This is a genomic window from Paraburkholderia sp. BL21I4N1 (genome assembly GCF_002973525.1).
Classification (GTDB): domain Bacteria; phylum Pseudomonadota; class Gammaproteobacteria; order Burkholderiales; family Burkholderiaceae; genus Paraburkholderia.
Genome location: NZ_PVEN01000002.1, coordinates 58,030 through 70,168 on the forward strand (window position 1 = coordinate 58,030; position 12,139 = coordinate 70,168).

Here is a 12,139-nt window from a genome sequence, read left to right on the forward strand (position 1 = left end):
CGCAAATCGGGTCGCGCGGTTCAGCTCGACGCCATCGCTCACGACCAAGATTAGGCCATCTTCCCGAGCGTTGCAATGAAAATTTCATGACAAATAAAAATAGAAAATACGTTCCATTTGACGGGGCCGCTGCCTATAATCGGCAGCGTCAGGACGCCGTGTGGCGGGCCTTAGCGGCCGATACCGCACTGCAATAAAGCACCCGAGAGAGAGCCATGGCGGAAGAGAGCACGGAAGAATTGCCCAGCGTCGATGAATTGATGCAGCGCATCGCGGAGAACTACGAGGCGTTGCCGCGTCAGTTGAAGAATGTCGCGACTTATATCGAACAGCATCGCTCCAGCGTGATGGTGGATCGCACCAGCGACATCGCCGCGAGTTGCGGCGTGCATCCGTCGGCGGTGGTGCGGTTTGCGCAGCGCTTCGGGTTTTCCGGCTTCTCGGATTTGCAGGCGGTGTTCCGTCAGGCTTATACGGGGCAGGGCAGTTCGTCGCCGAGTTATCAGCAGCGCATTCGCAAGCTGATCGACGAGAAGCCGGGCGCGTTGTCGGGCGGCTCGGTGGCGCGCGAATTTATCGCGGCGTCGCGTGGCGGGCTCGAAGAACTCGAAGCCGGCCTCGACGACGCGCAGTTCGACGCCGCCGTGAAGATGCTGCAGCAGGCCGACAACATTTACGTGATCGGCGTGCGGCGTTCGTTTCCGGTGGCGAGCTACATCGTCTACGCGTTGCAGCACACGCCCAAGCGCGTGCATCTCGTGTCCGGTTTCGGCGGCATGTACCGCGAACAGATTCGCAGCGTGAAGAAGGGCGACGTGGTGATCGCGATCAGCTTCGCGCCGTACGGCAAGGAAACGCAGTATTGCTTGCGCGTCGCGCATCACCATCAGGCGAAAACCTTGGTGATTACGGATAGTCAACTGTCGCCGCTGTCCCGTTACGCGACGACCCAACTGTATGTGAAAGAGGGCAGCGCGTTCGCGTTCCGCTCGCTCACCAGCACGATCTGTTTGTGCCAGGCGTTGTTTATCGCGCTCGCGTACAAGCTCGAATTGAACGTTGAAGAATCCAAAGACACCGGAGGATACGATGACTGATGTGGCAAAGACGATCGATGTAGCGGTATTCGGCGCGGGACGTATCGGCAAGATTCATGCGGCCAATCTCGCGCGGCAGCCGGGCGTGCGGCTCAAGTACGTGGTCGACGTGAATCGCGAAGCCGCCGCGGCGCTCGCCGCCGAGCATGGTGCGCAGGTGGCGGATATCGACGGCGCGATGGGCGATGCGTCGATCGGCGCGACCGTGATCTGTTCGAGCACGGACACGCATGCGGATCTGATTCTGAAATCCGCCGCGCAAAAGAAGCACGTGTTTTGCGAGAAGCCGGTCGACCTCACGCTGGAACGCGCGCGCGCTTGCGCCGACGCGGTGGCGCAAGCGGGCGTGGTGTGCATGATCGGTTTTCAGCGGCGCTTCGACCCGACGTTTTCCGCGTTGAAGGCGCGTATCGACGCGGGCGAAATCGGCACGCCGGAGATGCTGGTGGTGACGAGCCGCGATCCCGGTGCGCCGCCGGTCGACTACATCCGGCACTCGGGCGGCATCTTCAAGGACATGCTGATTCACGACTTCGACATCTTCCGCTGGATTCTCGACGACGAAGCCGATACGTTGCACGCCACCGGCAGTTGCCTGACCGATCCGGCGATTGCCGAGGCGGGCGACATCGATTCGACGGCGGTGACGATCCGCACGAAGCGCGGCCGTTTGTGCCAGATCAACACCGCGCGTCGTGCCGCGTATGGTTACGACCAGCGTTTCGAAGTGCTGGGCAGCACCGGCATGCTGCAGGCGGGCAATGTGCGGCCGACGGAAGTCACGGCGTATTCGAAAACCGAAGTATCGAGCGACGTGCCGGAAGCGTTTTTCCTCGAACGTTACCGTGCGGCCTATGCGCTTGAAATCGCGCATTTCTTCGATGCGGTGACGCGTGGCAAACCGGTGCGCACGACCGTTGCCGATGGTTTGAAAGCGCTTGAACTGGCCGATGCCGCCACGCGTTCGTGGCGCGAGGGCCGTGCGGTCAAACTCGGCGAGGCCTTGTGATGAGCGCGGACACGGGGCGGCTTCGGCTGGGCGTGGTGGGGTTGGGGCGGCTGGGCAAGCGTCATGCGGAGAATCTCGCGTACCGGGTGCCGGGGGCTGCGCTGGTGGCCGCCTGTAGTCCGGTGGAAGAAGAGCGCGCGTGGGCGCGCGAGGCGTTGCCCGAGCCGCGGCTTTATAGCGAATATGCCGAGTTGCTGGCGGATCGCGACGTGGATGCGGTGTGGCTGGTGACGCCGTCGTCGTTGCACGCGCAACAGATTATCGAGGCGTTGCGGGCCGGCAAGCATGTGTTTTGCGAGAAGCCGTTGTCGCTGGATCTGGCGGAGTGCGAGCGGGTGCTGGCCGAGGCGGCGCGGTATCCGCATTTGCAGGCGACCATTGGGTTTATGCGGCGCTTCGATCCGAGCTATCGGGATGCGTTCGACAGGATCGAGGCGGGCGCGATCGGGCGGCCTTTTTTGGTGCGATCGCAGACGACGGATCAGAACGATACCGATGGGTTTTTCGTGCGCTTTGCGGCGACGTCGGGCGGGATTTTTCTTGATTGCACGGTGCACGATATCGATGTCGCGCGTTGGCTGTTAGGGAAGCCGCGTGCCACGCGGGTGTTTGCCGCAGGGGCGGTGGCGTTGCATGAAGGGCTGCGGGAGTTTGGCGACGTCGATAACGGGGTTGCGATTTGTGAGTTCGAGGGTGGCAAGCTCGCGGTGTTTTATGCGTCGCGGACGCAGGCGCATGGGAACGATAGTCATAGTGAAGTGATTGGGACGGCTGGGGCGTTGGCGATTGGGCGGAATCCGTCGGTGAATCGGGTCGAGATTTATGATCGGACCGGGATTCGGAATGAGTGCACGCCGACGTTTTTTGATCGGTTTGAGGAGGCGTTTCTGGTTGAGGCCAGGGAGTTTGTTGCCGCTGTGCGGGGTGGGGTGGGGTGCGGCGCTACGCTTGCTGATGCGGTTGAGGCTACGCGGATTGGTAGCGCGTTGAGGGAGTCGCTTTTGAGTGGGCAGGCTGTTGGTTTGGCCTGAGCGGCGCTTGGGTTGGGTTGGCTTGCTGTTTTGGCCTTTCCTTGATTTGGTGGTGGTCTATTGGCGTTGCCCCTGTGCGGGGCGGCACTCACTTTCTTTGCCGCCGCAAAGAAAGTAAGCAAAGAAAGCGGGCTCACCCCGCCAGCTTATAAGTGGGTCCCCCGCACAGCCACGGTAGTGGTGCATCTGGAATCCGTGCTCTCGCACATTCCGCACTCGTGACAAAGGTGTCATTCATCCCGCCTCGCGCTACGCGCTCGCCGGTCCGGTCCATCCCAAACCAGTGGTTTTTCCGCGCGCGGCGGGAACCATCGGCTTCGCCTCGGCGAGACGCCGACATGCCCCAAAAGCTCGCAAACGCTTCGTTGGCCAACCGCCAGGGATCCACTTGGCAGGGGCCATGCTTGAACGACCACGGGGGCGCGCGCAGCGCCGCCGGATGAATGACTGCTGTGCCACCAACGTGGAATGTGCGAGAGCCCGGATTCCAGATGCACCACTACCGAGACTGCGCGGGGGACCCGCTTATGGGCTGGCGGTTTGAGCCCGCTTTCTTTGCTTACTTTCTTTGCGGCGGCAAAGAAAGTGAGTGCCGCCCCGCACAGGGGCAACGCTAATAGACCACTAAGAAAGCAAGGAAAGGCCAAAACAGCAAACCAACCCCAAACCCGCCGAGCAGGCCAAAACCCTCCCCCAAAAGTCCCACCACCTTAAGCCCCGCTTATAATCAAGGATTCCACGCATCCATCAGTTGAAAGCCCCATGAGCGAGACCCGCAGCGAGACCCCCAGCGAGACCCCGAGCGACACCCTCTCCAAAAGCTTCGAACCCCACACCATCGAAGCCCACTGGGGCCCTGAATGGGAAAAACGCGCCTACGCCGCGCCCTCATTCGACGGGAATAAGAAAGACTTCTCGATCCAGCTGCCGCCGCCGAACGTCACGGGCACCCTGCACATGGGCCACGCCTTCAACCAGACGATCATGGACGGCCTCACCCGCTATCACCGCATGCTCGGCGAAAACACCCTGTGGGTGCCGGGCACCGACCACGCGGGGATCGCCACGCAGATCGTCGTCGAACGTCAACTCGACGCGCAAGGCGTGTCGCGCCATGACCTCGGCCGCGAAAAATTCGTCGAACGCGTCTGGGAATGGAAACAGGAGTCCGGCTCGACCATCACGAACCAGGTCCGTCGCCTCGGCGCCTCGATCGACTGGTCGCGCGAATATTTCACGATGGACGACAAAATGTCGACCGCCGTGCGCGACGTGTTCGTCCGCCTGTATGAACAAGGCCTGATCTATCGCGGCAAACGCCTCGTCAACTGGGACCCGGTGCTGATGACGGCCGTGTCCGACCTCGAAGTGGCCAGCGAAGAAGAAAACGGCTTCCTCTGGCACATCCAGTACCCGCTCACCGATGGCTCGGGCCATCTGACGGTCGCGACCACCCGCCCGGAAACCATGCTCGGCGACACCGCCGTGATGGTCCATCCGGAAGACGAACGCTACGCGCACCTGATCGGCAAGACGGTCACGCTGCCGCTGTCGGGCCGCGCAGTACCCATCATCGCCGACGACTACGTCGACCGCGAGTTCGGTACCGGCGTCGTCAAGGTCACGCCCGCGCACGACCAGAACGACTACGCGGTCGGCCAGCGTCACAACCTGCCGATGATCGAAATCCTCACGCTCGACGCGAAGATCAACGACAACGCACCGGAAAAATACCGCGGCCTCGACCGTTTCGACGCCCGCAAGCAAGTGGTGGCGGACCTCGAAGCGCTCGGCGTGCTCGAATCGGTCAAGCCGCACAAGCTGATGGTGCCGCGCGGCGACCGCACGAATGTCATCATCGAGCCGATGCTGACGGACCAGTGGTTCGTCGCCATGAGCAAGCCGGCGCCGGAAGGCACCTTCAATCCGGGCAAATCGATCGCCGACACCGCGCTGGACGTGGTCCGCAGTGGCGAGATCAAGTTCGTGCCGGAAAACTGGTCGACCACGTACTACCAGTGGCTCGAAAACATCCAGGACTGGTGCATCTCGCGCCAACTCTGGTGGGGCCATCAGATCCCGGCGTGGTACGGCGAAAACGGCGAGATCTTCGTCGCGAAGACCGAAGAAGACGCCCGCGCCAAAGCCACGGCAGCCGGCTACACGGGGGCGTTGAAGCGCGACGAAGACGTGCTCGACACGTGGTTCTCGTCGGCGCTGGTGCCGTTCTCGTCGCTCGGCTGGCCGAACGAAACGCCGGAGCTGAAGCATTTCATGCCGTCGTCGGTGCTGGTCACCGGTTTCGACATCATCTTCTTCTGGGTCGCGCGCATGGTCATGATGACCACGCACTTCACCGGCAAGGTGCCGTTCGACACGGTCTACGTGCACGGTCTGGTGCGCGACGCCGAAGGCCAGAAGATGTCGAAGAGCAAGGGCAATACGCTCGACCCGATCGACATCGTCGACGGTATCGACCTCGACACGCTGGTCGCCAAGCGCACCACCGGCCTGATGAATCCAAAGCAGGCCGCATCGATCGAAAAGAAAACCCGCAAGGAATTCCCGGACGGCATTCCGGCGTTCGGCACCGACGCGCTGCGTTTCACGATGGCCTCCATGGCCACGCTCGGCCGCAACGTCAACTTCGACCTGGCGCGCTGCGAAGGCTATCGCAACTTCTGCAACAAGCTGTGGAATGCCACCCGTTTCGTGCTGATGAACTGCGAAGGCCACGATTGCGGCTTCGAGCAGCCGGCCCAGTGCGGCGAGTGCGGCCCGGACGGCCATCTGCATTTCTCGCAGGCCGACTACTGGATCGTCTCGCGCCTACAGCGCGTGGAAGCGGAAATCGCCAAGGGTTTCGCCGACTATCGTTTTGACAATGTGGCCAACGCCCTATACAAGTTCGTATGGGACGAATACTGTGATTGGTATCTCGAACTCGCCAAGGTTCAGATCCAGACGGGTCAGCCGAACCAGCAGCGCGCCACGCGCCGCACGCTGTTGCGCGTGCTCGAGACGGTGCTGCGCCTCGCGCATCCGGTGATTCCTTTCATTACCGAAGCGTTGTGGCAGAAAGTGGCGCCGTTGGCCGGACGTTACCCCGCGGGCCATGCCGAGGGCGAAGCGTCCATCATGGTGCAACCTTACCCTGTTGCCGAGCCTTCGAAGATCGACGAAGACGCGGAACAATGGGCCGCCGATCTGAAAGCGGTGATCGACGCGTGCCGGAATCTGCGCGGTGAAATGAATCTGTCGCCGGCGGTCAAGGTGCCGTTGCTCGCCACCGGCAACGCGGAGCGGCTGCGTACCTTCGCTCCGTACGCCCAGGCGCTGGCCCGCTTGTCGGAAGTGCAGATTATCGCCGACGAGGCAACGCTGGACGCCCAGGCAGATGGCGCGCCAATTGCTATCGTAGGGAATGACAAGCTCGTGCTGAAGGTCGAAATCGACGTTGCCGTGGAGCGCGAGCGTTTGTCGAAAGAAATTGCGCGGTTGAGCGCGGAAATCATCAAGTGCAACGGCAAATTGCAGAACGAAAGTTTTGTTGCAAAGGCGCCGCCGGCAGTCGTTGAGCAGGAGCAGAAACGGCGGGCTGAATTCGAAGCCACGGTGGGCAAGCTGCAAGCCCAGCTGGCGCGTCTGCCTGCCTGATCGGGGCGCCATGTCCGCCTGTGATCCGACGGTGATCGGGCGGACACGGACTGATAGCTAAACCAGAGGACTCAGGGTAATCACATGCTAAAAGTTACAAAAGCGGTATTTCCAGTAGCAGGTCTTGGCACGCGGTTCCTCCCCGCCACGAAGGCGAGCCCGAAGGAAATGCTGCCGATCGTCGACAAGCCGCTGATTCAATATGCGGTCGAAGAAGCCATGGCGGCCGGCATCACCGAGATGATTTTCGTCACGGGACGTAGCAAGCGCGCGATCGAGGACCATTTCGATAAATCGTACGAAATCGAAGCGGAACTGGAAGCGCGCGGCAAGGATAAGCTGCTGGAGTTGGTGCGCAGCATCAAGCCGAGCCATGTGGACTGCTTCTACGTGCGTCAGCCGGAAGCGCTGGGCCTCGGCCACGCGGTGCTGTGCGCGGAAAAGCTGGTGGGCGACAACCCGTTCGCCGTGATTCTCGCCGACGACTTGCTGTACGGCACGCCGCCGGTCATGACGCAGATGATCGAGGTGTTCGACCACTATCACAGCTCGGTGATTGGCGTCGAAGAGATCCCGCCGCAGGAAACCAAGTCGTACGGGATTGTCGACGGCAAGGAGTGGGAAGACTCGATCATCAAGATGTCGGGCATCATCGAGAAGCCGGAGCCGAGCGTGGCGCCGTCGAATCTCGGCGTGGTGGGCCGGTATGTGTTGAAGCCGCGCATCTTCGAACATTTGCGCGCGCTGAAACCGGGCGCCGGCGGCGAGTTGCAACTGACGGACGCGATCCAGTCGTTGCTGGCCGACGAACAGGTGCTGGCGTACAAGTATCACGGCACGCGGTTCGACTGCGGCAGCAAGCTGGGTTATCTGAAGGCGACGGTGGAGTTTGCGTTGCGTCACCCGGAAGTGGCTGCTGATTTCGAAGAATATTTGCGTACCCGTTCGCCGGTGCTGGAAGGCTGAACGAGCGTTAGACGCATTGGCCTGTCAGCAGGTCTGTTTTAGCCTCTCGATAGCATCAGACTGACGTAAAAAAGGCGCCGTGCCCGCAATTGCGGGCACGGCGCCTTTTTGTCTGTTGGGCGTTTGGTGCGTGACGCGCGCCGGTTTAGCGGCGTTTCATCAGGAACGTGAAGACTTTGTCTTGCGTTGAGGTTTCGACGATTTCGTTGCCGGTTTGTTTGGCGAAGGCGGCGAAATCGCGCTGCGAGCCGGGGTCGGTGGCGAGCACTTTGAGGATCTGGCCGCTTTCCATGTCGGCGAGCGCTTTTTTGGCGCGCAAGATGGGCAGCGGGCACAACAGGCCGCGTGCATCGACTTCCTTGTGAATCTGAATTTGCATCGACGATGACCTTCTGGGGCGGGGGCGTCGCGGTGGGGCGACGCTTGAGGTTCAAATTCTACAGTGTGGCTGCTGTTTTGGTCTTTCCTTGATTTGGTAGTGGTCTGTTGGCCTTTCCTTGTTTTCTTAGTGGTCTATTAGCGTTGCCCCTGTGCGGGGCGGCACTCACTTTCTTTGCCGCCGCAAAGAAAGTAAGCAAAGAAAGCGGGCTCAAACCGCCAGCCCATAAGCGGGTCCCCCGCACAGCCACGGTGGTGGCTCATCTGGAATCCGTGCCCTCGCACATTCCGCACTTGTGACAAAGGTGTCATTCATCCCGCCTCGCGCTACGCGCTCGCCGGTCCGGTCCATCCCAAACCAGCGGTTTTTCCGCGCGCGGCGGGAACCATCGGCTTCGCCTCGGCGAGACGCCGACATGCCCCAAAAGCTCGCAAACGCTTCGTTGGCCAACCGCCAGGGATCCACTTGGCAGGAGCCATGCTTGAACGACCAGGGGGGCGCGCGCAGCGCCGCCGGAAGAATGACTGCTGTGCCACGAACGTGGAATGCGCGAGAGCCCGGATTCCAGATGCACCACTACCGAGACTGTGCGGGGGACCCACTTATGAGCTGGCGGTGTGAGCCCGCTTTCTTTGCTTACTTTCTTTGCGGCGGCAAAGAAAGTGAGTGCCGCCCCGCACAGGGGCAACGCCAATAGACCACCAAGAAATCAAGGAAAGGCCAACCCAGCAGACAAACAAAACCCAAGCACCGCGCAGCCAACCCCCAGTCAGCCAACCCAAAAAAACCAACCCCCCGCCGGGGCATATAATGTCCCCCGACCTGCCGCCCTCCCGAGAAAAATGCCCGATCTGCTCGCCAACCTGAACCCCGAACAACACGCCGCCGTCACGCTCCCCAACGAGCCGGCGCTCATCCTCGCCGGCGCGGGCAGCGGCAAAACCCGCGTGCTCATCACCCGCATCGCGTGGCTGATCCAGCACGGGCTGGCGTCGCCCGCCACGGTTCTCGCGGTCACCTTCACCAACAAGGCCGCGCGCGAAATGATGTCGCGCCTCCAGGGGCTGCTGCCCATCGACACGCGCGGCATGTGGATCGGTACCTTCCACGGCCTCTGCAATCGCATGCTCCGCGCGCACCATCGCGACGCAGGCCTGCCCGCCACGTTCCAGATCCTCGATACCGCGGACCAACTGTCCGCGATCAAGCGTCTGATGAAGGGCCTCAACATCGACGATGAAAAGTACCCGGCCAAAAACCTTCAGTACTTCATCAACAACGCGAAAGAACAAGGCCTGCGCCCGAAAGACGTCGACGCGACCGACAACTTCAACCTCAAATTCGTCGAGCTTTACGAAGCCTACGACCAGCAGTGCCAGCGCGAAGGCGTGGTCGATTTCCCGGAACTGCTGCTGCGCTGCTTCGAACTGCTCGCGCACAATCCGCCGCTGCGCGCTCACTATCAGGCGCGCTTTCGCCATATCCTCGTCGACGAGTTCCAGGACACCAATAAGCTGCAGTACGCATGGCTCAAGATGCTGGCCGGCCAGACCAACTCAATCTTCGCGGTGGGCGACGACGACCAGTCGATCTATGCGTTCCGTGGCGCGAACGTCGGCAACATGCGCGACTTCGAGCATGAGTTCAACGTCCGCCATCTGATCAAGCTGGAGCAAAACTACCGCTCGCATGGCCATATTCTCGACGCGGCCAATCAGCTGATCGCCAATAACTCGCGGCGTCTCGGCAAAAACCTGCGCACCGACGCAGGTCACGGCGAACCGGTGCGCGTGTACGAATCCGCCACCGATTCGCAGGAAGCCGGCTGGATCGTCGAGGAAATCAAGGCACTCATCAGCACCGGTACGTCGCGCAGCGAAATCGCCATTCTGTATCGCAGCAATGCGCAGTCGCGCACGATCGAACACACGCTGGTCAACGCGGGCATCGCGTATCGCGTGTATGGCGGCTTGCGCTTTTTCGAGCGCCAGGAAGTCAAGCACGCGCTCGCCTATCTGCGCCTGATCGACAATCCGAACGACGACACCGCGTTCGTGCGCGTCGTCAATTTTCCTACACGCGGTATCGGCGCGCGCTCGATCGAACAACTCGCGGACGCGGCGCGTCTGTACAACTGCTCGATGGCCGCGGCGATTCCGTACGTAGCCGGCAAAGCGGGGTCGAGTCTCTCCGGGTTTGCGAACCTGGTCGGCAAGATGCGCGCGGAAACGCAGCAAATGAGCCTGCCGGAAACCGTCGAATACGTGGTGCGCACGAGCGGGCTGTCCGAGTTCTATCAGAACGAACGCGAAGGCCAGGACCGGCTGGAGAACTTGCAGGAACTGGTCAACGCGGCGGCGGCATTCGTCAGCGAAGAAGGCTACGGCATGGACACGCCCGCGCGTTCCATACCGCTGCGTCCGGGCGCGAGCGCCGCGCCTGAGCTCGCGGTCGCCACCGACGACCCGAATACCGTCGTGCTCGACGCCCCCGGCATCGCCGATCCGGCGCAAAACCCGGACACGATGACGCCGCTCGCCGGCTTCCTGTCGCACGCCTCGCTCGAAGCGGGCGACAACCAGGCGCAAGCCGGCCAGGAAGCCGTGCAACTGATGACGGTGCACGCGGCCAAGGGGCTGGAGTTCACCGCGGTATTCATCACCGGTCTGGAAGAGGGCCTGTTCCCGCACGAAAACAGCGCCATGGAATCGGACGGTCTGGAGGAAGAGCGGCGTCTCATGTATGTGGCGATCACGCGTGCGAAGGAGCGGTTGTATCTGTCGTTCGCGCAAAGCCGCATGCTGCACGGCCAGACCCGCTACAACATCCGCTCGCGCTTCTTCGACGAACTGCCGCAGGAAACCCTCAAGTGGCTCACGCCGAAGATCGAGGCGGGTGCGCGTTGGGGCGGCGGCCGTTCGGACAACGCGGGGTATGGGCGCGACTGGTTCGCACGGCCGGGTTATACAGGGCCCGCGTCGTCGACACCGGCGCCGTTGCCGGCTTTCGCGAATGAACAGCGGGCGGCGGAGACCGGCTTCCGCGTGGGGCAGCAGGTGTTCCACACCAAGTTCGGCGAAGGCACGATCACCGCGCTCGAAGGCGGCGGCGTCGACGCCAAGGCGCAGGTCAAATTCAAGCGGCACGGCGAGAAGTGGCTGGCGCTCGCGGTCGCCAAATTGCAGGCGGTCGAATGAGCGCCGCGCCGTCACATCGTCCGCTCGGTATTCTGGCGGCGCTGCCGCAGGAACTCGGTGATCTGATCGACGCGATGCGCGCCGAGTCCGGCGTGCGCACGATCACGCACGGTCAGCGCGACTATCATCTCGGCACATTCCATGGCGCACCTTGTGTCGTGACGCTGGCGCGGGTCGGCAAGGCGGCGGCGTCGGCCACGGTCAGCGCGCTGATTCACGCGTTCGACGTCGAAGCGGTCGTGTTCACCGGCGTCGCCGGTGGCGTGGGCGCACAGGTGCGAGTCGGCGATATCGTCGTGGCCAATGCGCTGCTGCAGCATGACCTCGACGCGTCGCCGCTGTTTCCGCGCTTCGAAGTGCCGTTGCTGGGCGTCTCGCGTTTCGCGGCAAATGCGGCGCTGGCCGATCAGCTCGCGGCGGCTTGCGAACGCTTCGTCGCCGAAGAGGGCGCGGCGGCGGCGGCGCGGTTTGGAACCCGGGCGCCGCGCGTGCATCGCGGCCTGATTATCAGCGGCGATCAGTTCGTGGCCAGCGCGGCGGGCGTGAAAGCGCTGCGCGACGCGTTGCCGGACGCGCTTGCCGTGGAGATGGAAGGCGCGGCAATCGCGCAGGTTTGCTACGAATACGGCGTACCGTGCGCCGTGGTGCGCACGATCTCGGATACGGCCGACGATCACGCGCCGGAGTCGTTCGTATCGTTTCTGACGGAGATCGCGGGCACGTATTCGAACGCGATCCTGACGCGGTTTTTAGAAGCGCGGAGTTCGGTACGCTGAGTTGCGTCGTACAGTGACTGACGAAAA

At 62.3% G+C, this 12,139-nt stretch carries 8 protein-coding genes; 7 read left to right on the forward strand and 1 reads right to left on the reverse strand.

Annotation, left to right across the window (positions count from 1 at the left end):
* Positions 1-215 precede the first annotated feature (215 nt).
* The 5 genes from B0G83_RS06575 (at position 216) to galU (ending at position 7,760) form a co-directional block, all read left to right on the forward strand.
* Entirely contained in the window at positions 216-1,097 is an 882-nt protein-coding gene (locus B0G83_RS06575) for a MurR/RpiR family transcriptional regulator (RefSeq protein WP_105506663.1), read from the forward strand.
* Positions 1,090-2,106, forward strand: coding sequence for an inositol 2-dehydrogenase (gene iolG / locus B0G83_RS06580; protein WP_105506664.1), 1,017 nt, complete (start codon positions 1,090-1,092; stop codon positions 2,104-2,106). Before B0G83_RS06575 ends, iolG begins: the two co-directional genes overlap by 8 nt.
* Complete coding sequence (locus B0G83_RS06585) at positions 2,106-3,137, forward strand: Gfo/Idh/MocA family oxidoreductase (protein WP_105506665.1); 1,032 nt, start codon at positions 2,106-2,108, stop codon at positions 3,135-3,137. The genes iolG and B0G83_RS06585 overlap by 1 nt, the downstream gene beginning before the upstream one ends.
* A 762-nt stretch (positions 3,138-3,899) precedes the next feature.
* The gene (locus tag B0G83_RS06595) at positions 3,900-6,794 is read left to right on the forward strand and encodes a valine--tRNA ligase (RefSeq protein ID WP_105506667.1); all 2,895 of its coding nucleotides are present in this window, start codon (positions 3,900-3,902) and stop codon (positions 6,792-6,794) included.
* Positions 6,795-6,878: 84 nt separating this feature from the next.
* The gene (gene galU / locus B0G83_RS06600; RefSeq protein WP_105506668.1) at positions 6,879-7,760 is read left to right on the forward strand and encodes a UTP--glucose-1-phosphate uridylyltransferase GalU; all 882 of its coding nucleotides are present in this window, start codon (positions 6,879-6,881) and stop codon (positions 7,758-7,760) included.
* A gap of 145 nt (positions 7,761-7,905) precedes the next feature.
* Here the strand turns inward: galU and B0G83_RS06605 are convergent, their stop codons facing one another.
* Positions 7,906-8,133, reverse strand: coding sequence for a sulfurtransferase TusA family protein (locus B0G83_RS06605; protein ID WP_105507183.1), 228 nt, complete (start codon positions 8,131-8,133; stop codon positions 7,906-7,908).
* Positions 8,134-8,981: 848 nt separating this feature from the next.
* Between B0G83_RS06605 and B0G83_RS06620 the strand changes: the two genes are divergently transcribed.
* Together B0G83_RS06620 and B0G83_RS06625 are read left to right on the forward strand one after the other, a co-directional pair.
* Positions 8,982-11,336, forward strand: a complete 2,355-nt coding sequence (locus tag B0G83_RS06620; protein ID WP_105506671.1) for a UvrD-helicase domain-containing protein — start codon at positions 8,982-8,984, stop codon at positions 11,334-11,336.
* Positions 11,333-12,112: a 5'-methylthioadenosine/adenosylhomocysteine nucleosidase gene (locus tag B0G83_RS06625; RefSeq protein WP_105506672.1), complete on the forward strand. Its 780-nt coding sequence runs from the start codon at positions 11,333-11,335 to the stop codon at positions 12,110-12,112. Before B0G83_RS06620 ends, B0G83_RS06625 begins: the two co-directional genes overlap by 4 nt.
* Positions 12,113-12,139: the final 27 nt, after the last annotated feature.

Bases quoted from the DNA above. Each gene is read 5' to 3' on its own strand.
- B0G83_RS06620 (WP_105506671.1), top strand. From the start codon at position 8,982: ATGCCCGATCTGCTCGCCAACCTGAACCCCGAACAACACGCCGCCGTC.
- galU (WP_105506668.1), top strand. From the start codon at position 6,879: ATGCTAAAAGTTACAAAAGCGGTATTTCCAGTAGCAGGTCTTGGCACG.
- B0G83_RS06575 (WP_105506663.1), top strand. From the start codon at position 216: ATGGCGGAAGAGAGCACGGAAGAATTGCCCAGCGTCGATGAATTGATG.
- iolG (WP_105506664.1), top strand. From the start codon at position 1,090: ATGACTGATGTGGCAAAGACGATCGATGTAGCGGTATTCGGCGCGGGA.
- B0G83_RS06585 (WP_105506665.1), top strand. From the start codon at position 2,106: ATGAGCGCGGACACGGGGCGGCTTCGGCTGGGCGTGGTGGGGTTGGGG.
- B0G83_RS06625 (WP_105506672.1), top strand. From the start codon at position 11,333: ATGAGCGCCGCGCCGTCACATCGTCCGCTCGGTATTCTGGCGGCGCTG.
- B0G83_RS06595 (WP_105506667.1), top strand. From the start codon at position 3,900: ATGAGCGAGACCCGCAGCGAGACCCCCAGCGAGACCCCGAGCGACACC.